Origin of the sequence: Bacillus sp. S10(2024), assembly GCF_050473865.1 — a bacterium.
Classification (GTDB): domain Bacteria; phylum Bacillota; class Bacilli; order Bacillales; family Bacillaceae_G; genus Bacillus_A.
Map to the genome: position 1 here is coordinate 3,582,842 of NZ_JBFLUR010000002.1, position 19,618 is coordinate 3,602,459.

The 19,618-nt window shown below is 32.6% G+C and carries 14 protein-coding genes and 1 pseudogene; 7 read left to right on the forward strand and 8 right to left on the reverse strand.

Features of this window, described 5'->3' with window-relative positions:
• The first annotated feature begins 3 nt into the window (after positions 1 to 3).
• From rlmH to msrB, 5 genes are all read left to right on the forward strand, one after another.
• Positions 4 to 483: a 23S rRNA (pseudouridine(1915)-N(3))-methyltransferase RlmH gene (gene rlmH / locus AB1280_RS18300; protein ID WP_272190458.1), complete on the forward strand. Its 480-nt coding sequence runs from the start codon at positions 4 to 6 to the stop codon at positions 481 to 483.
• Between the two features lie 412 nt (positions 484 to 895).
• Positions 896 to 1,891 (forward strand): glycosyltransferase family 2 protein, encoded by a 996-nt coding sequence (locus AB1280_RS18305; RefSeq protein WP_272190457.1) that lies wholly within the window; start codon positions 896 to 898, stop codon positions 1,889 to 1,891.
• Positions 1,892 to 2,406: 515 nt separating this feature from the next.
• Complete coding sequence (locus AB1280_RS18310; RefSeq protein ID WP_429756590.1) at positions 2,407 to 3,795, forward strand: hypothetical protein; 1,389 nt, start codon at positions 2,407 to 2,409, stop codon at positions 3,793 to 3,795.
• A gap of 341 nt (positions 3,796 to 4,136) precedes the next feature.
• The gene (locus tag AB1280_RS18315) at positions 4,137 to 5,171 is read left to right on the forward strand and encodes an AI-2E family transporter (protein ID WP_272190498.1); all 1,035 of its coding nucleotides are present in this window, start codon (positions 4,137 to 4,139) and stop codon (positions 5,169 to 5,171) included.
• 83 nt (positions 5,172 to 5,254) lie between these two features.
• Positions 5,255 to 6,214 carry a peptide-methionine (R)-S-oxide reductase MsrB gene (gene msrB / locus AB1280_RS18320; protein WP_429756591.1) on the forward strand — a complete coding sequence of 320 codons (960 nt, stop codon included), beginning with the start codon at positions 5,255 to 5,257 and terminating at the stop codon, positions 6,212 to 6,214.
• 264 nt (positions 6,215 to 6,478) lie between these two features.
• Here msrB and AB1280_RS18325 read toward each other — a convergent pair whose 3' ends face one another.
• The 5 genes from AB1280_RS18325 to AB1280_RS18345 form a co-directional block, all read right to left on the reverse strand.
• On the reverse strand, positions 6,479 to 7,912 hold the full coding sequence (locus AB1280_RS18325) for a glycosyltransferase family 39 protein (protein ID WP_429756592.1): 1,434 nt from the start codon (positions 7,910 to 7,912) through the stop codon (positions 6,479 to 6,481).
• 223 nt (positions 7,913 to 8,135) lie between these two features.
• Positions 8,136 to 9,695, reverse strand: a complete 1,560-nt coding sequence (locus tag AB1280_RS18330) for an ABC-F family ATP-binding cassette domain-containing protein (RefSeq protein WP_429756593.1) — start codon at positions 9,693 to 9,695, stop codon at positions 8,136 to 8,138.
• Positions 9,696 to 10,384: 689 nt separating this feature from the next.
• Positions 10,385 to 11,206: a glycosyltransferase family 2 protein gene (locus AB1280_RS18335; protein WP_429756594.1), complete on the reverse strand. Its 822-nt coding sequence runs from the start codon at positions 11,204 to 11,206 to the stop codon at positions 10,385 to 10,387.
• 66 nt (positions 11,207 to 11,272) lie between these two features.
• Complete coding sequence (locus AB1280_RS18340) at positions 11,273 to 12,727, reverse strand: oligosaccharide flippase family protein (RefSeq protein ID WP_429756595.1); 1,455 nt, start codon at positions 12,725 to 12,727, stop codon at positions 11,273 to 11,275.
• 568 nt (positions 12,728 to 13,295) lie between these two features.
• The gene (locus tag AB1280_RS18345) at positions 13,296 to 13,808 is read right to left on the reverse strand and encodes an acyl-CoA thioesterase (protein ID WP_429756596.1); all 513 of its coding nucleotides are present in this window, start codon (positions 13,806 to 13,808) and stop codon (positions 13,296 to 13,298) included.
• 291 nt (positions 13,809 to 14,099) lie between these two features.
• Between AB1280_RS18345 and AB1280_RS18350 the strand changes: the two genes are divergently transcribed.
• Positions 14,100 to 15,425, forward strand: a complete 1,326-nt coding sequence (locus tag AB1280_RS18350; RefSeq protein ID WP_429756597.1) for a glycosyltransferase family 39 protein — start codon at positions 14,100 to 14,102, stop codon at positions 15,423 to 15,425.
• A 100-nt stretch (positions 15,426 to 15,525) separates the two neighbouring features.
• Here AB1280_RS18350 and AB1280_RS18355 read toward each other — a convergent pair whose 3' ends face one another.
• From AB1280_RS18355 to AB1280_RS18365, 3 genes and pseudogenes are all read right to left on the reverse strand, one after another.
• On the reverse strand, positions 15,526 to 16,236 hold the full coding sequence (locus AB1280_RS18355; protein ID WP_429757362.1) for a methyl-accepting chemotaxis protein: 711 nt from the start codon (positions 16,234 to 16,236) through the stop codon (positions 15,526 to 15,528).
• A gap of 45 nt (positions 16,237 to 16,281) precedes the next feature.
• Positions 16,282 to 16,830, reverse strand: a pseudogene (locus AB1280_RS18360) (protoglobin domain-containing protein); the annotation flags it as partial.
• Positions 16,831 to 17,020: 190 nt separating this feature from the next.
• A complete protein-coding gene (locus tag AB1280_RS18365) occupies positions 17,021 to 17,653 on the reverse strand; it encodes a trimeric intracellular cation channel family protein (protein ID WP_272190448.1) in 633 nt (210 codons plus the stop codon).
• A gap of 575 nt (positions 17,654 to 18,228) precedes the next feature.
• Here AB1280_RS18365 and AB1280_RS18370 point away from each other — a divergent pair.
• Entirely contained in the window at positions 18,229 to 19,611 is a 1,383-nt protein-coding gene (locus tag AB1280_RS18370; RefSeq protein ID WP_429756598.1) for an O-antigen ligase family protein, read from the forward strand.
• Positions 19,612 to 19,618 lie beyond the last annotated feature (7 nt).

Sequence of the window (19,618 nt, forward strand, 5' to 3'; positions counted from 1 at the left end):
CATGTGAATATCTTAATTATCTCAATCGGAAAGTTAAAAGAAAAATATTTAAAACAAGGTATTGAAGAATATTTAAAACGACTATCTTCTTATGCGAAAGTGGAAGTTGTTGAATTGCCAGATGAAAAAGCACCAGAAAATTTGAGTGAAGCAGAAATGCAAATGGTAAAAGAAAAGGAAGGAATTCGTATTTTGGATAGAATTTCTGATGATACGCATGTGATTGCATTAGCAATTGAAGGAAAACAAAAATCATCAGAAGAATTTGCTGCAAATTTAGACCGTCTTGCTACATATGGGAAGAGCAAAGTGGCATTTGTTATTGGGGGATCGCTTGGATTAAGTGAAGAAGTGATGAAACGCTCTAATGAGTCATTGTCGTTTTCGAAAATGACGTTGCCGCATCAGTTGATGCGTTTGGTACTGTTAGAACAAGTATATAGAGCATTTCGAATTAATCGTAATGAACCTTATCATAAGTAGATAAGGTTCATTACGATTAAGGGTATCAACTGAATGAAAAGGAGAAGAGAAATAAAGGAATCAATATTTCTCTTCTTTTTTATTTTGGGATTCGAAAGGGATAAAAAATTAATTTTTATTAGGTCAGTGCTAAAAAGTTTATCAGCATTAACGGACAGTAGGTCCCCACTGATGGAAGTTTCATTTTATAACTAAATTAGTCAAAGAAAACCTTCCCATAAGCAAATAGGCTCCTCATTTCTTAGGAGAGACGTTAAAGAAATACTTAACAATAATTTTAATTTAAATTGAAAAGCTACTGGGTATTATTACATTTTATAACTGGATATGTTAAAATAGTTGAGGCATTACTGAAGCTAAAAATTTTTAAGATATATGAAATAGAGTTTTTTGAAAATTAAGGAGTGGAAAAATGGCACGCAATGTACCTCTATTGTCGATTGTTGTTCCTTGCTACAATGAAGAAGCTACATTAGAAGAAACAACAAAAGAACTAACAAGGGTTATGGACGATTTAGTTGCAAATAACAAAATAAGTGATGAAAGTATCATTTTTTATGTAGACGATGGAAGCGCTGATAATACTTGGGGCATAATTGAAGAGAAAACAGCAACAAACCCTTATGTTCAAGGTTTAAAATTAAGTAGAAATTTTGGTCATCAAGGAGCGTTAATCGCGGGTTTAGAATCAGCAAGAGAGTTTTCAGATTGCGTAGTTTCAATAGATGCTGACCTTCAAGATGATGTTAACGTTATCTATCAATTTATTGATAAATATCAAGAGGGTTATGAGATTGTATACGGGGTTCGGGATAAGCGAGACACTGACACTAAATTTAAAAGAAATACTGCTTTATGGTTTTACAGTCTAATGGGAAAAATGGGTGTTAAGTTAGTACCCAACCATGCAGATTATCGTTTAATGAGCAAAAGAGCGTTAGACGAATTTATAAAATATCAAGAAGAAAACTTATTTATTCGCGGAATTGTTCCTCTATTAGGTTTTAAATCTACTAATGTTTATTATGACCGCAAAGAAAGATTTGCTGGCGAATCGAAGTACCCATTAAAGAAAATGATTGCCTTCGCTTTTGACGGACTTACTTCATTTAGCGTTGCACCAATAAGATTCGTTTCATATTTAGGGTTTTTAATGGTGCTTATTGGGATCGGAATTGCTCTTTATGCATTATTTGCAAAAGTTTTTTCATATACAACTAGTGGCTGGACCTCGTTAATGCTATCCATTTGGATTGTTGGAGGAGTACAGTTGTTGGCAATTGGAATTATTGGTGAATATATAGGGAAAATTTTCAAAGAAACAAAAGGGCGACCGAGATATACAATTGAAAAAAATAGTGTTCTTGAGAAACAAAAAGAGTACGTATCAGACTTGATCAAAAAGTAAATGAAAAGCCAGAAAATTCATCCTCACAAAAGTATTTTGGAGTGGATATTCGTAAAAAAGCTATGAGTCTAGTATAAGTTTTTCGTTGAATGTATGGCTAAGGAGAATTCCATAGAAAAATATTCTTAGGATGGACAAACCTTATAAGTATTTACTAACAATTATTTAGGCTGTGTCTAATCAAAATCATCCCCATCTTACTGCTGGGTTATTGCCTAGTACGTGTCTGAAGATGGGGATGAATTTTTAGGGTAGGTATTACATTAGCGTGGCATTTAAAGCTAGCTATCAAATGTTCCTGGCCTTAATTAAATGAATGAGAGGAAGACTTAAAAGAAATGAAAAAGTCAGTTAGATTTAATGATCTCAGGATAAATACAATATCATTTGAAAAACTAAATATCTTTTTATTTTTTTATTCCTTTTTTATTATGCTGTTTTTTACGCAGACATCTCCATTCTTTACGTTAAGTGAGTGGGTAGACTCTAATGCCTTTTTTACAGTTGGAAAAGGTATGGCTAATGGAGTAGTCCCTTATCAAGATATTTTTGAACAAAAGGGTCCTTTGTTATATGGTTTGCATGCATTAGCTTATTCGTTTTCTCATACTACTTTCGTTGGAGTATACATACTGGAAAGTCTTGCGATGTTTGCTAACGTTGTTTTAGCATTCAAGATTTCCCGTCTTTATTTGAAGTGGATGCCTTCTGCACTTATATCTATTTTTTTCCCAGTATTAGTATTAAATCAAAATGCATTTCGTTTTGGGGATAGTGCTGAAGAGTTTTCAATTCCTTTTATAATGACACTTCTTTATATGATATTTAAATATTATAAGTATGGCTCTGATTCTCTATTTAAACGAGGAATTTTTCTTCTAAATGGGATTATGATTGCCTGTGTATTTTGGATTAAATTTACCCTTGTCGGGGCTTGGATTGGATTCTATCTTGCAATTTTAATTATTTGTATAGGTGAAAAAAGATGGAAGGACTTAGTGAACGCAATTGTTTTCACATTTGCGGGGCTAGTTCTTGCAAGTATTCCATGGTTTATCTATTTTGGTATGAATCATGCAATTCAAGATTTGATAGATGTGTATTTAAAATTTAATCTTGGTACCTATTCATCACAAGTTGGTAAAGTTGAAAAACTAGCCAATTTTGCGTTTACTTTTGGAGATGCATTTAATGGTAATTTCGAAAGTAAAGTGTTAATTCTTGTTGGTCTAATTGATTTTATGTTTACATGGAAGTATTTTAAAGATAGAAGCCAAAAATGGATGCTTTTAAGTACGATCATTTTCCTAATAGTAGGAGTATATATTGGGGGAAGAGGCTATCCATACTACTTCCTTATTATAACTCCTTTAGGACTATTTGGATTGATAGCAATCGCTCATTTTATTCAAAATGCTAATATCAAGTCACAGATTACTCTTGATAAAAGTAAATGGTTTGCCCTATCAATGATGGCAATGGCAACAATTTTCTTTTGCTTCGGTTATAATTCAAATATGAAGTCTTCAAAGTTCTATCAGAAGGAACCTCTTGCACAAGAAAAATTTGCAGAAATCATGCATCAAGAACCGAATCCAACGTTATTAAATTATGGTGAGTTAGACGGAGGGTTTTATTTGGTGGCAGATATTGTACCGAATATCCGCTATTTTGAAAGACAAAACATTGATTATAATGAATATCCTGAAAATATGGATGAACAACATCGTTATATAAAAGAGAGAAAAGTTAAATTTGTTGTATTAAGAGTTGATCCAAAAATGAGCCCAAATCAGGTTACAGTTCCTTATCTTCGTGAAAATTATCGTTTAGTTGCTGAGCATACGCAATTTGTAGAAGGAGCAGAAAGAAAATACCTACTCTATAAGGATAAAAGTTTGTAAAACTTGTGGTTTACTATGACAACTGAACAACAAAAAGATTTGCTCTATTCTTTAGTTAAGACATTAATGTGAAACAGAAGCAAGTGGAGTATATGGAAAAAAATCCTCATCTATAGTTAAAGCAGATGAGGGTTTTTTCTATCCATTTAAATTTTTCTATAAGTTACTGTGGCGTGTACTGGTTTTCTTAAACCTTGTATCTGACTGTTTATACGTCAGTTTTTAATGTTTCATAATAAAACTTTTTATTTAGTTTATAATAATACGTTCTGAAAGTATCGTTTATATTGTACAATAAAATAAAAATGAATTATAAGGACAGGAGAGATCACGCTTCGATTATGCAAATGAAAAACCTGTTTCAAAGTAAAGGGTTTCAGAGATTAGCCATATTAGGGTTACTTGTGCTCATCTTATATGGGATGAAAAGCATGTTTAATTTAATTTTGATTACATTTATTCTTACGTATTTAATGGATAGATTTCAAAAATTTATTTCTCGCAAGTTGGAACATTTTTTACCAATTAATAGGAAAATAATTATTGCATTTTTATATGCAGCATTAATTAGTGGAATCGTTATTACATTATACAAATATGTACCAGTTTTAATGGTACAAATTACGCAACTTGTGTATCAGTTTAATGTATTTATAAGAAATCCACCTGATAATGAGGTAGTTAGATATCTAGTTTCTGCAATTGATCATGTGGAATTATCGAAGTATGTGAATCAAGGCGTTGATATTATTTATAATTCACTTACAAACGTTTGGAAAGTAAGTTTGCAAATTTTACTTTCACTTATTTTGAGCTTGTTTTTCTTGCTAGAAAAGTCAAGAATTGTTATGTTTACAGCGAAGTTCAAAGAGAGTAAACTAGCCATTTTCTATAATGAAATTGAGTATTTTGGAAGAAAATTTGCTCGCTCATTCGGAAAAGTGATTGAGGCGCAATTTTTAATTGCGATTGTAAATTGTGTGTTATCGACCATTGCACTTTGGATTTTAGGTTTCCCACAGTTACTTGGACTAGCGTTAATGATCTTCTTGTTGGGGCTTATTCCAGTCGCGGGTGTAATTATTTCGCTGTTTCCACTTTGTATAATTGCTTATAATACCGGTGGCATGGTGTATATTTTATATGTTTTAATTATTGTGGCAGTTATTCATGCGATTGAAAGTTATTTCTTAAATCCAAAGTTTATGTCAGAAAAAACAAATTTACCTATATTTTATACATTTATGATTTTAATTTTCTCTGAACATTTTTTAGGTGTATGGGGATTGATTATAGGAATTCCAATTTTTATGTTTTTACTCGATGTGTTAGAAGTAATAAGTGATGAGAAAGAAGAAATGGTAAATAAGAAATAAAAAGCATCTATTTTGATGCTTTTTTATTTATAACTTACATTTTTGTATGCCATACTGTAAAAAAAAGATAATGGGGTGAAGAAGTGGTTGTAAATGAAAAATATGAATTTGCAACATTTGCTGGAGGCTGTTTTTGGTGCATGGTGTCGCCATTTGAGGAAATGGATGGCGTTATAAAGATTGTATCTGGATATACAGGTGGACATAAGGAAAATCCAACATACAAAGAAGTTTGCTCAGAAACAACTGGGCATTATGAAGCGGTACAAATTACTTTTGATCCAGAGCGTATGTCGTATGGGCAATTGCTGTGCTTATATTGGCAACAAATTGATCCAACTGATGCCGGAGGTCAATTTCATGATCGTGGACAATCATATGAAACAGTCATTTTTTATCATAATGAAGAGCAACGTAAAGCCGCAGAAACGTCTAAACGTGAGTTAGAAGAAAGTGGGCGCTTTTCGAAGCCGATTGTCACAAAAATTTTACCAGCTGCAACATTTTATCCTGCGGAAGATTATCATCAAGGTTACCATGAGAAAAATTCGTTTCGATACGCTTTATATCGCCAAGGTTCAGGGCGTGATGCGTTTATCAAAAAATATTGGCCAAAGGATAATGCTCATTTAAAGGAAAAGCTTACTGACATGCAATTTTATGTTACGCAAGAAAACGGAACAGAACCACCTTTTCAAAATGAATATTGGGACCATAAAGAAGAAGGTATTTACGTTGATATCGTGTCAGGAGAGCCTTTATTTAGTTCGTTAGATAAATTTGATAGCGGTTGTGGGTGGCCTAGTTTTACGAAATCAATGTTATCAGCAAGTATTAAAGAAAAAACAGATGTAAGTCATAATATGACGAGAACGGAAGTGCGCAGTAAAGAGGCAGATTCTCATTTGGGACACGTATTTCCAGATGGACCGGGACCAAATGGTTTGCGCTATTGTATTAACTCTGCTGCATTACGCTTTATCCCTAAAGAGGATTTAGAAAAAGAGGGATATGGGGATTTTCTCATCCTGTTTAGACGCTAAAAATATAACAGCCTGTTCCGTTTATTTCATTTTTGGACAGGCTGTTATTATATTGGAACATATCTGGCACAATCGACGATTCAGAAATCACCAGTATCTTTTTAGGTGTGAATATTTTACATGTAATTTAAAGAACAATGAAATTTACAAGTTTATATATCTATAGTGACGTTTAAACATATGGATTACTCAAAATATGACCTGCACTTACCCCCGCATGTGGCAAGAAAAGGCCCTGACAGCCCAGATGCTCTGGTCTCTACCTTAAAAAGAAAGAGGTTTTTTTCTCATATATCGATGAATTACATAGATTCCATAGCTTTGAATAATGAAGAAGCTAGGAATGATAAAATATCGATACCTTGTCTGTATCTCTATTAAAAAATGCACAGCTATATATCCGATAATAAGTAAGAGAAATAATGTATATTGAAGGTTTTTCTGTTTTGTGAAAAGAAGGGATAATGATCCTATCACACCAAATAACATAGTTGCCATATACACATATTTTTCATACTTCATGGATGTATCAATTAATTCTTTTTTATTTAATTGATTTAAACTCCAGTAACCAGCGGAGTCAGTATCACCCCACATAGAGGAAAATTTATCTCCAAAGAGTGTGAATAGCTTTTCTTTATCAGCAATTCGTTCTTTAATGAGTTTCATTTCTATTGCTTTTCGTTCTTCACCTATTTCTAGACTCATGATTTGTTCAGCATCTGACGCTGAATATGTCCCTGTTGTTTCAGAATTAAGTCCTAAGACAAATTTCCAAAGAGGATCACGGTTAGATAAAGGATACTTTGTAACTCCTGTAGCAATGAATATAGAGCTTACAATATAATGGACCGCGAAAAAGGTCACAAGAATACCAATAAGTTTCTTTGTTGTAGTAAACATTGTTTTTTTATCTTTTCCAAGAAATTCATGAAGGAGTAGATAAATGATAACAGCTAATAAGACGAAACTACCTAAAGGGCGTATTATATCACCAAATGCTAGTGTAATTCCGACAAAGATCCAAGTATATTTACTGTACAACCTTACTAATAAATAGAACCCTAAATAAAATAAAAATGTTGCAAGATGTTCATTAGTTAAGACTGAACTCATCATAATGCTTGGAATAAAAAAAGCATACAATAATCCAGCTATGCGTCCAGTCCACTCATTGAAAATTTCGCTTGTAATGCTATATACACATAGTGTAATTCCTGTACAATAAAGAACATTTAACAACTTTAAAATAAATATATGGTTACCAAATAATTTGATGACGAAAGCTTGGTACGTTGTAAATCCAAATTGATACACCCATGTTGTGTAGTATGGAGAACTTGAAAAACTATAGTCACCTTGAGCCGCTTGTACAGCCCCCTTATACATTAATGCAAAGTCAGATTCAATTGGTGTTGGGATTTTTAGAATCCAAATGAATCGAGTGATAAACGCACAAAGTGTTAATAAAATAATAAATGTAGTTTTTGAAAAGTATGTATTACAAAGATAAGTTAGTAGTATAAGCAAAATCATGATGATAATTATACTGGGAGCACTAATAAGTGTTCGAACGAATAGGGTTTCTTTAACAGTTAAATAAGAATTCCAAATAGAAAAAGAAAAGATAAATAAGCACAAAATTACGAAGCATTTTGCTAAAAATGAATTGAAACGATTCCATTGTATAGATAGCATGATTTGATACACCCCTTGTTGAATAGAATGATTTATACAGGAATAAAGAGCACTATTTATCACGTTTAAGAACTCAAAGTTTCACTTTATAAGAATACAATTTTTTTCAACAAGGTAAAATGTTTTTGAAGAAGAAAAATAATAAAATATGCCCCTTGTTTTAGACAAGAGGCATACTTTTATCTCACTATGTGTAAATAGTAAGACTCCAATTGGTTAAACTTTATTGTTGAGCCGCTTTCTCTGCCCATTCTTCTACGTTCCAAACTTTTGTAATCCAACCTTCATAAAAGTCAGGTTCGTGGCAAACAAGAATAATTGTACCTTTATATGCTTTCATAGCACGCTGTAACTCTTCCTTAGCTATTACGTCAAGATGGTTTGTTGGCTCGTCAAATAATAGCCAGTTACTTTCTGTTGCCATTAATTTGCATAAACGAACTTTTGCTTGTTCACCACCACTTAATTGGCTCAATGGACGAGAAATATGTTCATTTTTTAAGCCGCATTTTGCAAGCATTGCACGTACTTGATGTTGATCTAAGTGTGGGAACGCATTCCATACATCATCAATTGGTGTAATATTTTCAGCCTTAACTTCTTGTTCAAAATAAGCAGGCTCTAAAAAATCACCGAGGCTAATTTTCCCGTTCAGCGGTTTAATTTTTCCAAGAATTGTTTTGAGTAATGTTGATTTTCCGACCCCGTTACATCCAACAATAGCAATTTTTTCACCACGTTCAACAGTCATTGTTAATTTTGGTAATAGAGGGTGCGTATAGCCGATTTCTACACCTTCTCCTTCAAAGACAAAACGACTGCTTGCACGGCATTCTTTAAAAGAAAACTCCGGTTTCATAGCAGTTTCTGGACGATCAATACGTTCCATGCGATCGAGTTGTTTCTGACGACTTTTTGCACGTCCAGTTGTTGAATAACGCGCTTTATTTCGTGCAATAAAATCTTCTTGCTGTTTAATAAATTCTTGTTGTTTTTGATATGCTTGTAAATGTTGGTTTTTGTTCAGTTCTGCTAGTTCTAAGAACTTTTCATATGTTGCTGTATAACGTGTCATTTTTGAAAATTCAAGATGAAAAATAACATTTACACATTTGTTCATAAACTCTGTATCATGGGAAATTAAAAGGAACGCATGAGGATATTCCTTTAAATAGCTTGTTAACCATTGAATATGTTCAACGTCTAAATAGTTAGTTGGCTCATCGAGTAATAGTACTTCAGGTTGTTCAAGTAATAGCTTTGCAAGCAATACTTTCGTACGTTGTCCACCACTTAACGCCGAAACATCACGATCTAGGCCAATTGCATCAATTCCAAGGCCGCGTGCCGCTTCTTCAATTTTAATATCTAATAAATAAAAGCCGCCTGCTTCAAGTGCATCTTGCACTTCTGCCATTTTTTCAAGTAGTTCTTCCAATTCTTCTGGTGATGCTGTTGCCATGTTTTCAGCAATCGTATTTAATTCTTTTTCTTTTTCAAATAAAGATAAGAACGCATCTGTTAATACATCACGAATAGTTCGTCCAGGTGTTAAAATTGTGTGCTGATCTAAGTATCCATAGTGGGTGCCAGGTGTCCATTCTACACGTCCCTGATCATGAATCAGTTGTCCTGTAATAATATTCATAAAGGTTGATTTGCCAACTCCGTTTGCACCGACTAATCCAACATGTTCTCCTGCTAATAAACGCATTGATACATCTTTAAATAGTGTACGATCACCAAAAGTATGACCTAGGTTTTCAACTGTTAATAAGCTCATAGTGTCCTCCGCTCTATTTCAAATCTATAAGTTCATTTTAATTTTTCAATATAAAAGTCGCTGCTACGCAGCATAAAAAATGACCTCATTCACTTTCTCCCTTTGTTTTCATCCTTATATGTTCAGATGCTCTTGCCTATCTAAGAAGAAAGAGGTTTTAGGTCGGTTTTTCAATTTTTATTTAGAATAGTATCTTGAATCATGATACTAAATTCTTAAATATAATGCTATCTTTTATCTTTGAATTATCGCATATTTCTTATGGAAATCGACTGTAATTTTATGGGATTTTCTATTGAGATAATGTGATTTTTATTACAATATTGTAATGTTCTTGTAAGCTAAATCGATAGTGGAGTTCTTGTATATATTATAAACTTTAGTTAGTAAGGTGGTACAAACACTGTAAAGGTGAATAAACATAATGATAAAAAAACTACGATAATGTGTGCTGTATACCAATATGATAAATAGTCATTAGTCTATTCATTTTATAATTGTTTAGAGATTATAAAGAAACCCCTTGTTTTTACGAAAAGACCCCTTGTAGAAAGAGCAACTGTTCCTGTATTGGACAGTTGTTTTTTTATTCTACTTATTTGAGATTAGCTGTTGAAAGCGTCAGTTGATTGTGCTGTTTTCCAGCAGTAAACCCCCTGCTAAAATAGGGGGCTTACTGCTGAACTTATTTATTTAAAGTATCCTCTAACAATCCCTTTTAAGCGATTTGTATGGAATTTTCGTTTATCAGTAGAGACGTTTTGCACTGCACGGAATGAAGCAGCGGCAATGGCGCGTAGAAAGTAAGGGAATCCATAATGTAAGCGAATGACTCTTCCGAAACCGCCGGCATAGGAAATAGCTCTTTTTAATGATTGTTCATTAATAATCTCTTCTTTTACTGGATGATATACGAAAAGATCTTTTTTAAATAAACCTGTATACCCATTCTTCATACCGCGAAGTACAAAGTCAGTTTCTTCACCAGCTCCGTAAATTGTTCCCGCTCCAACTCCTAAGTCTTCATCAAAAGTGCCTACATCTTGTACAAATTGTTTTGTGAAGAAAAGGGCAAAGGAAGGACCCATGAATCCATATTTATTATTTAAAATAATATCTGTTTTAGGAGCGTGTATTAAAGAGCCTGTCCCTTCTACATTTGTTGTATTGGTAGAAATAAAATGAATATTTTTATTTTGTTTAAACGTTTCTTGAATGTTTTCTAACACGTTTGTTTCGTAAATACAGTCGTCATCTGGAAAAGCGATAATATCACCATCAGCTACTTTTAAACCTGTGTTTCGTGCACGGGAAAGCCCTTTGATTGGTGTGTATATATAATTGATTGGGAATTTTTCTTTATAGTCATTAAATAAATCAGCGATTGGTGCATCGTTTTGGTCGACTACAATGAGTTCAAATCCTTTATATGTTTGTTTTTCTAACGATTTTAGTAGATCTATAATATCATCACGTCTGCCGCAGGTCGCCATGATTAAAGAGAATTTCAATCGGAACAGCTCCTTTAAAGAAGTTTCATTCACTTAAACAAGCAAGATGGTGTTTTGTTACTTACATCATTTTTTCTTCAGTTTTCCTTTAATTTTATCTAAAAACATAAACAATATCTCATCTTTTGTTATCAATAAAATCAAGGCATATACACATCCGCATGTGATGATGGTAACAAGAACAGAAAGGATTTTTCCTGCTATTGTTATATGGACGAGAAATGATAACGGTATAAATGTAAGTGAGTAGAAGAGATATTTCAGTTTCGACATATCGAATAATGTATAGTTTACTTTTAGTTTCTTTTTTACATATATATATTCCAGTGCAATTAACAAGCAGTAAGCAATCGTAGTTGTGACAATTGCTGTTGTTGGTGTGAATACATGAAAGACGATAAGCGAGATATTTAAAATCAGGTTTAGGAAACCACCAATGAATAAAAAACGTACTAAAATGCTTTCTTTCTTTTTTACGTAAATAATTTGATTAGATAAGATGGACTCGATACCTATTGAAATCATGTATAATGCAAAAGCAACTAATGTGTTACCAGCGTTAGCATATTCACTTCCTCCATAAATAACAACAGTTCCATGAGCGATAAGCATTAAGCCAATAGCTGCTGGAAATAATGTAATAAAGTACACTTTTGAGATTTTATTTAATAATGCTTCATACTCTTTTTCATCTGCATTTCCTGATAAATAAGAGAGCCGCGGAACGGTAACTTGAATTACACTTAACATAAGTGTATTAATAATCGTCATAATTTGAAAAGCCATTACATAGTAAGCAAGTTCGGATTTACCAGCATACTCCCCTAATAAAAGTCGGTCTAATTGTGTATACAGGATACTTGCATTTGAAAAAATAACAACTAAAAATAATGGTTTTAAATGCGGAACAATGGTTATGTTAGAAAAATCAAACTTAACTTGACGTTTTACATATATAAAACTGATAAAATGGTTTAAAAATGTTGATAAAACTAATAAACCTGCAAATTGTTTGTAATCATTTGCACCATGAATAAAAATAAATAGAAGGACAACATAAATGAGACGAACAATAACTGTTTTTTTCGCAATGAAATCATAATTTTCATGTGCTTCATTGTACCATTCTACATAAAATAAACTTGAAATAAAGTTGAATCCAAAAATAAGAAGGACTGGAAACTCCTCTTTATTCCCATATCCAATGTAACTAAAAAGTAAAAATGCAATTAAAGCAAGGATACTAGTTGTAAAGTTAATAAGATATAAACTCGTAAACAATTGTGAAGTTTTTTTCTTATTTTTTTTTACTAAGCTAATTTCACGTAAACCATATTGATATACGCCAAATGTAGCAAAAACAAAGAAATAATTAAAAATTGTTTCGCTAAGGTTAACTGTCCCCATTGAATGAGACCCAAGCATTCGATATGCATATGGACCTACTAGAAGTGGAAGGATGATATTAAAGGTGTTGAGCAATAATTTATAAAAAATATTTGATACAATTGATTTTTGCATAATTTCACCTTTCATTGATAGTTCTTGAAATAAAATGTTTTTGTGTTTTCTATTGAAAGGAATTCAATATTGGAAGTCTAATTTGCATTTTTAATTCTATAATTTTGACTGTTATGACCTGCCGGATATTGTGAATCAATTCCATTTTATATAAATTCATTTTAAATTTCGACATATAAGTCGCTGCTATATGATCTGTACTCGCTTTTTACCTTTGTTTTAAGCTTTGCATACGGGCCTTTATGCGAGGCCAAATTCCCTCGTCTCTCCTAAAAAGAAAAGGGTTTTTAGGCCGGTTTTATAACTTGTATATATAGTATAAGATTTTTTTATTGAGTGATATGTACGAAATGTTCTTCTAGCTAACAAATTATGTAAGGTATTTCATTCTAAGTAATTACGGATATAAGTTTACCGCAGATAAACTTTGTAAAGCAACAGTGGATTCTTTTCTTAATTGTATTAAAAATAGCATATAATGTATGGAAATAGCATATAAGAGGGCTTGGTATTTCTTCATAAATATAAAAAACTTGGCGAATATATTCGCCAAGAAGAGGTTGTGGAGTTACACATTCCACGGTTTTTGAATTGTTAGCACTTCTGCCATTTCCTTACTTTTTAATCGGTTCATTTTTCGTTTTTCTGCACGTTCCCCGCCCGTGTTATATAACCAGATCTCTTCTTCTGTTTCAGCAATTACACCTGGTATAGAGGCTGGTTTTCCATCTCTTAATGCGACGAAAGTGATGAAGCAAGTAGCGGCAATGCGGCGTTCTCCGCCTAATAAATCCTCTGCAACGATTTTTACGAACACTTCCATAGAAGATCTTCCTGTATAACAAACGAATGCTTCATAGCAAACAGAATCGGTTTGATGAATTGGTGTTAAGAAGTCAACAGAATCGATAGAAGCAGTTACACAATGCTCACGGCTATGGCGGGCAGCGGCGATAGATGCGATGCTATCAATTTCTGCTAATAATTTCCCGCCAAATAATGTTTGATGGTTATTTAAGTCATTGGGGAAAACACGTGTTGTTTTTATCGCTCTTGACTCTCTCATAAATTTCTTTTCCATGTTATCTACTCCTGTTTCGTGTGTTCTAATGATGTTCATCAGAACTTAATTTATTTCATCCATCCATCATTCATTAGAAATAGTGGATGAAAGTTTCTCTGTATATAGATTGTAGTGTAAAAGAGATTTCGCTTACATTGCAAGGAGAATATACGATGTTACTAACTTTGTCATAGAAATAGAGTACCGGTATTCTCTTTATTCGTGATAAAATCGTTTTGTTACAAATATGAAGTTAAGGGTATATATACCTATTAACAAGAGAAAAAAGAGGTGCGATAGGATAAAGTTATGGACAAGATGCAGATAGGTTTTTCAGCTTTTTTTTACAAGGTAGTAGTTGGACTCATGTTCCTCTTTTTTGCATATTCCTTTTGGTATTCTTTTGGAGAGGCAAAAACTGTTTTTGATGTAAAATCTTCTAGTTTAGCAATTATATTAGGTGTTTGTATCATTTTACTTTTGCTGACTACCTCTATTTTACAATATCGATTTACGGATAAACAATTTATTATTTTTCTCATTTCTGGTACTGTGTTCCTCCGGTTTCTATCTATTGTATTAATGAAAGATCCGATCGAAAGTGATATGAATGTGATGTATGAAGCTGCTAAACAAGTTGCACAAGGAAATACTATTTTTAGCAGTCTAGAAACTGTAGTTCAATCTCCTTTTATTATGTACGAATCCTTTTTAATTCGTTTTTTCGGAGATGCAACGTTTGTCTTAAAGGTATGTAATGTTTTATATTGCGGAGCTACCGCTTATTTTATTTATCAGCTTGCTTCAAAACTATTTCATGAAGAATGTGGCCGAATTGCAGCGGTATTATATGCTTTGTATATTCCTAATATCATGCTTTGTTCTGTGTTAACGAATGAGCATTTGGCAACATGTTTATTTTATTTTGCCTGTTACTTACTTATACATAAAGGATTAAGTCATTCGTATATGTGGGGAGTCGCCGTTGCTTTATTTGCTTTCAGTAATATGATTCGTCCATTAGGCTTATTTTTAATTATAGTTCTTGTTTTGTATCTTGTATTAGTAGAAGTTTTACAAAGTCCAGATAGAAAAGGAATGTTGATTAGACTAGTAGGTGTATGTGTTATATTTTATGGTGTTCATTACGCAGTAAGTTATGCACTTGGAACATCAAGTAATTCGCGATACACCTTTACAAACGAGGGGTATATTCAATCTGTCCTAGTAGGAAAAAATGAAAAAAGAGCAGAACAAGGGAAAAAAGAATATAATATGGATTTTATAAACAAAAAGTTGAATAAAATAGAGAAGGATCGTTTTTCTTCTATTCAAATGAGTTTAGGAAAGCTAGAGAAACAAGAAATGAAAAACACCTTTATAAAAGGTGGATATTTTATATACATGATGATTACGATATTTGCGGCAATCTCTATGTTACATCTTCTAGTTCAAAAACAGGAAAATAGAAATTATATGCTGTTTCTACTCATAATTGCGAGCCATTTGTATACAAAGTTTATGAATATGCATATTGTATATGAGGGTGTATTAGTCCCAAGTCTATTGATATTACAAAGCTATGGGATATATATGATAAATCAATATTGTCAAAAGTTATTTTTTAAAAAGTAGGGTTCCTATGAGTGTGGATGTTTTGCTTCCACACTCATAGGAGTTTTGTTTTATCACGTTATTCGTTGATAGTAAAATCCCCACGAATGGAAGCTTCACTTTATCGATTTAATTCTGACATTAAACTATCAGCTGTTAGGGACATTTTTGTAGAAGCCTCTTTAATTGTTTTTATAACATGTGTAATTAACTCAAGTTCACTTTCAATTTTTTGAGTTTGTTCTTTTGAATTCGACATATCTTTTACAATTTCTTCAAAGTAACTGTCGGTTTCATTCATGCTATTTGTTCCATCAGAGACAAAGTTATTAATTTGTTCAACAGAAGATGAAACATGTGTAATTTGTTCATTTGTTTTTTTGACAAGCTTCGTTACATTTGAAATAGATTCTTTTGTTTGCTCTGATAATTTACGGATTTCCCCTGCTACAACTGCAAATCCTTTTCCAAATTCACCAGCACGTGCAGATTCAATCGCTGCGTTTAAGGCAAGTAAGTTTGTTTGATCAGCAATCGATTTTACAATGTCGATGATTTCGTTAATTTTTTTGGAAATGACAAGTAGCTCTTGTGTATCTTGAATAATGGTTTGCATGCTGCCCTTCATGCTTTCCATTTGCTGATTTTGAATATGTAGCTGCTGTTTTCCTTGATTTGCTTTTTGTTCTGATTGTATTGCTAGTGATGTACCTGTTTTGGCAATGTCAATCATATTCTCTGATTGCTGTGTTAATTGGTGAATGGAGGCATTTGTTTTCTCTGATACAACAGCAAGTTCTTGAGCGATATGGCTGATTGTCATTTGGGTCATTTCTTTTTCTTGCTCATGTTCTTTTCGAATCGCTTCATATTCTTGTTCATATGCCGTTAAAACAAGTTCCTGCTCGAGCGTAAAGAGTTTGTTTAGTACATGTACAGCGCAGGAAAAATCCTCAATTTTTGTGAATTTCTCTTTGAAAATTTTAATGATGGAACGGAATAATTCTTGATATGCAGATGTATACCATTTTCTATGTAAACCAATTTTTACGTGTCTTCGTGCAATTTGAACGCGACGTTGAATAAAATCCTCGTCAATATCACCGCTAAATAGTTGTTCAATATGTTTTTTTAATGTTATTTGTAATTTTTGAATGGAACTATGTTTTTCAATGATTTGTATAAGGTATGGTTGCTTTGTAATATTTTCATAGAATTTCTTTGTAATCCAATCCAATTGTTCATAAATAAAAGGTTGTAGCACTTTTACAATCTGTAAATCTTCTTTTGTTACGTGTAACATGTTCATTTGTGCGGCTAAATCGGAACCTTTGGGTACAATAAATGTTACAGTTTTATCTTTACTTTGCTCTTTTATACTTCTTTCTTTCGTTTGATTACTTTCCCTTTTAAAAAAATTTAGCATAATCGTTCCCCCTGTATATATGTCTTTCTCTACTTGTAAAAAACCCCTTGTTAAAGCATTTCCAATATCTGTGCCTTATTTATTATATATACTTTATTGAAATTTCTCCATATCGTTATATGAAATTAAATGGATTTATTTGATATAAAAAAAGAGAATCCATGAAAGAATTCCCTTTTTATAAAATAGGTCAATGACCTTTATGGATTTTTGCATGTGTTTTAAAAAAGACTGGGAAATGTACATTATAGATAAAAGTTACTACACGTATAAAAAATGTTACGAGTAAACAAATATAGAAAGCTAATACGTGTGATCCCATCTCATAAGTAATAAGGAAGCTAATTGCGCCTAGGATGGAGGCAATTGCATAAATTTCTTTACGAAAGACATATGGAATATCTTGCGCACACATATCACGTAAAATTCCACCACCAATACCTGTAATGACTCCCATAGAAACAACTAAGAAAGGAGCATTCATATGATGAGTAATGGCCGCATTTGCACCGATAGCAGTAAATACGCCTAAACCGACGGCGTCTGAGAGCATAATTACAACTTGTAATTTATGAATTCGTTCAAAAAACATACAAGTAAATAATGCTGCTAAAATACTAATAAAAAAATAAATGGGTTGAACAAATGCAACTGGAGGTAAGTTTCCAATCATAACATCTCGAATGATCCCGCCGCCAAGTGCAGTTGCTACAGACAAACAAAGGACACCAAATAAATCAAGTTCTTTTTTTAAACCTACTAATGTACCAGAAATGGCAGCTGCGATAAGGCCGAGAAACGTAAACACATCAATTAAAAACATCACTCCGATCCCTTCTTTCTAAAGATGTTCCAAGGAAAGAATATACACTAAAGTTATAAAAATAACAATTACTGTTTCGCTACATGTAAAAAAAATGAAAGAATAAGGAAAGAAAGCGTTTGAAAATGTCATATAAAGTGAAACTTCTTCTTTGTATCCCACTGATGGAAAACCCTCACCAATCGGGAATTTATGAACAGCTATTCTCACTTATCTTCTTTAGAAAGGCAGAAGCAGCTCGCTCAGAATCGCAGGGCGCCCACGCACAAGGTGGAGAGGGACCTTTTTCCTCTCTCGAGGGGATGAAAAGCCCGGAGATTCTAGCTGATAGAGCTTGACAACTCTTCTCTCTTAATCTTTATACTGCCCACAAATAGCGGGATAAATGTTCTTGGGGTGACGGATATGTTTTATTTTGCATAGCGATGATTTCTGTATTTGCAAGTAAATAAGGAAGAAATGAAAATTACATTTTATAGGATTTTATGATTCAATTAAAATACCATCTAGTCAATTGAAAACTTATGCTATAATAAGTATTTGGAATGACGCAACTATATTTATAGGGGGTAAAGATGTTAAATCACAATAGTTTAAGTTATAAATTTGAACAATTTCTATTGATTTTTATTATATTACAACCAATTATAGATTTACTTACATCGTTTTGTATTTTAGAGCTTAAAATCGATGCAACGGTTGGAGTAATAACACGCTTATTTGTTATGGCTCTTGGTGGCATTTATATTCTTACACAAGCCCGTATGAAAGAAAATCGAAAATATGTTATCTATTTACTTGGGTTAGGAATTGTCCTTGGATTAGGATTTTTAAATAATAAAATGATTAAACATCCGATGTTACAAATGGAAGACCTTAAGTTTATTGCAAAGGCGTTATATCCATTTGTGATGATAAGTTGCTATATTCTCGTATTCAAGTCATTAAAGATGAAAGAAACAATGCATACAAAGATGAGAAATTATATAGCATATGCAGCTCTAATTATAAATGTAACGATGGTTGCAGCTATCGCAACTGGAACGGATTATAATAGTTATGATTATTTTAAAGAAGGTTCTCGTGGCTGGTTTTTTGCAGGAAACGAACTTGGATCGATTTTAGCGATTATATGCCCAGTTGTTGTTTTATATTCTATTGAAAAAACAACAAGCTTAGCAAAAAGTTATTTTTGGATTCCGTCTCTTTTAATCATATTTTCATTGTTTGCAATTGGTACAAAAGTAGGGGCTGGAGCTATTGTCTGCACAGTTGTTATTGCTGTTTTTATGTGCTTTATACAAGCATTTTTACAACGGAAAGAGCGTAATAAAAAGCCATATTTGTTAAATGGTTTAATTGCAACAGTTATATTAGTAGGAGTAGCAGGATATTTTCCATTCTCTCCAATATATAAAAATACAGGGATCAGTCATAAAGTATTTAAATTGCAAGAGGAAGAAAGGCAACAAAAGAATCATGTTAAACAAGAGGAAACGGTAAAAGGGACAGAAAAAACGAAAGAAGAAGAGAAAAAGGCTGAGACACAAGCTATTATTTTTAGCGGACGTGAATTATTTATGCAAACGTATAAAGAGTTTTATAAACAAGCACCTATGTCTCAGAAATTACTTGGTATGGGGTATGGTGGTAACCTTAAAGATGTCTCAGAACTAAAAATAATTGAGAGAGATTTCCATGATTGGTTTTATACTTTTGGAATTATCGGTTTCATTTTTCTTATGATTCCGTTTTTGTATTATGGTTTGAGAATCTTAATGGTATTAATAACAAGGTTCCGTGAAGTATTGACAGTTAAGTACGCATTGTTAGCGGCAGGCCTTGGATTAGCATTAGGAATTGCATTTACAGCAGGACATGTGCTAACGGCACCGGGAGTAAGTATTTACTTTGTCGTATTATTAGCATATTTAATCGTTGATTTAGAAATAGAATAATGGAAAA

Excerpts from the sequence above, each read along its gene's own strand:
- AB1280_RS18305 (WP_272190457.1), top strand. The coding sequence starts at position 896 with ATGGCACGCAATGTACCTCTATTGTCGATTGTTGTTCCTTGCTACAAT.
- AB1280_RS18310 (WP_429756590.1), top strand. The coding sequence starts at position 2,407 with ATGGCTAATGGAGTAGTCCCTTATCAAGATATTTTTGAACAAAAGGGT.
- AB1280_RS18315 (WP_272190498.1), top strand. The coding sequence starts at position 4,137 with ATGCAAATGAAAAACCTGTTTCAAAGTAAAGGGTTTCAGAGATTAGCC.
- AB1280_RS18325 (WP_429756592.1), bottom strand. The coding sequence starts at position 7,912 with ATGCTATCTATACAATGGAATCGTTTCAATTCATTTTTAGCAAAATGC.
- AB1280_RS18330 (WP_429756593.1), bottom strand. The coding sequence starts at position 9,695 with ATGAGCTTATTAACAGTTGAAAACCTAGGTCATACTTTTGGTGATCGT.
- AB1280_RS18340 (WP_429756595.1), bottom strand. The coding sequence starts at position 12,727 with ATGCAAAAATCAATTGTATCAAATATTTTTTATAAATTATTGCTCAAC.
- AB1280_RS18345 (WP_429756596.1), bottom strand. The coding sequence starts at position 13,808 with ATGGAAAAGAAATTTATGAGAGAGTCAAGAGCGATAAAAACAACACGT.
- AB1280_RS18350 (WP_429756597.1), top strand. The coding sequence starts at position 14,100 with ATGGACAAGATGCAGATAGGTTTTTCAGCTTTTTTTTACAAGGTAGTA.
- AB1280_RS18355 (WP_429757362.1), bottom strand. The coding sequence starts at position 16,236 with ATGACCCAAATGACAATCAGCCATATCGCTCAAGAACTTGCTGTTGTA.
- AB1280_RS18365 (WP_272190448.1), bottom strand. The coding sequence starts at position 17,653 with ATGTTTTTAATTGATGTGTTTACGTTTCTCGGCCTTATCGCAGCTGCC.
- AB1280_RS18370 (WP_429756598.1), top strand. The coding sequence starts at position 18,229 with ATGTTAAATCACAATAGTTTAAGTTATAAATTTGAACAATTTCTATTG.